1 pseudogene is annotated in these 956 nt (G+C 41.2%); it reads right to left on the bottom strand.

Going from position 1 to position 956, the window contains the following annotated elements:
* A pseudogene (locus tag DD606_RS26810) lies at positions 1-691 on the bottom strand (reverse transcriptase family protein); the annotation flags it as partial.
* Positions 692-956 lie beyond the last annotated feature (265 nt).

Raw genomic sequence — 956 nt, 5'->3', positions numbered from 1 at the left:
GTGGTGAGATAGTTGGCAGAGGGGCTAAGACCTCCTTTACCTTGTTGTAGTGATGTTCGCTTTCCTCGTCCCAAGTGAAAGTTGATCTTTGAGTGAGGTGTTGCAGTGGTAGAAAAAGTTGTGATAGTAGATGTATGAATCTACTTAAGTACCTCACCTTCTGTAGAAAAGAGACCAGTTGACGTGCGGTCATTGGTGAAGGTAGGGCTATGAGTGCGGACACCTTACTTGGGTCGGCGTTGATACCTTTTGCTGAAATTTCATGGCCTAGTAGAATGACTTTACTCTCCCCAATGTGGCATTTATCCACATTTAATTGCCCACCTAGGCTCTGCAACCTGGCCAAACCTTTAGTTACCTTTTCTAAATGTGAAATACGGGAGCTATATATACAAAAATCATCAATGAACACTCTTATGGATGTTCCAAAGAATGGTTGAAAAACATATGTGACATATCTTTGGAATGTGGCAGGTGCATTTGTGAGACCAAATGGCATAACCCTGTATGCAAAACAACCCCATGGCGTGATAAAAGTGGTTTTTAGCTGATCTTCCAAGGCTATGCGTATTTGAAAGTATCCAGAATAACCATCACAGACGGTATAGCATTCAAAATCCGCTACTTCATTCAGAATTTCATCCAAGAAAGGGAGAGGGAAGTGGTCTCTTGTTGTAGCTGCATTTAGTGGTTTGTAGTCGACTTAGGCGTCACTACTATGGGTGACACCCACTCTGAGTTTTCCACAGGATAGATGAACCCTGCTTCCAGTAGCTTCCTTACCTCGGAAGGAGTGCCTTTTCTTGTATAACCCCCAATTGTCGTAGCTTTTGCACAATTGGTTTTACCCCTTTCTTTAGCTTATTATGATATTCCACTACTGTAATACTTGTGATTCTTTCATAATTGTCAATGAAAAGGTCAAAAAAACCCATCAACATTTGCAAAAAATTATC

This window comes from Enterobacter cloacae complex sp. GF14B, assembly GCF_004136805.1.
Lineage (GTDB): Bacteria > Pseudomonadota > Gammaproteobacteria > Enterobacterales > Enterobacteriaceae > Enterobacter > Enterobacter hormaechei_C.
This window is presented reverse-complemented; position numbering and strand designations above follow the sequence as displayed.